Annotated in this window: 1 pseudogene; it reads right to left on the bottom strand. The window is 70.8% G+C overall.

What is annotated here, in order from left to right:
* Positions 1 to 77 precede the first annotated feature (77 nt).
* Positions 78 to 212, bottom strand: a pseudogene (locus ACQ4LH_RS21805) (hypothetical protein); the annotation flags it as partial.

Genomic DNA, 212 nt, shown 5'->3' with positions numbered 1-212 from the left:
TGTGGGGATGACGAGGAGTACGAGGGCAGAAGGGGGGGGGGGGGGGGGGAAGAGTCAGATGTGTATAAGAGCCACCCCGTGGAGGTTTCCAGCMCCTTGCSGGTGGCAYCCACCACCGCCACTTTGCAGCCGGTACGCAGGCCCGGGTCCAGCGCCAGGGTGGCGCGCGGGCCGGCCGGCGCGGCCAGCAGCAGGTCGTGCAGGTTACGGGC

Source organism: Pseudomonas peli (assembly GCF_050563605.1).
GTDB lineage: Bacteria > Pseudomonadota > Gammaproteobacteria > Pseudomonadales > Pseudomonadaceae > Aquipseudomonas > Aquipseudomonas peli_A.
This window is presented reverse-complemented; position numbering and strand designations above follow the sequence as displayed.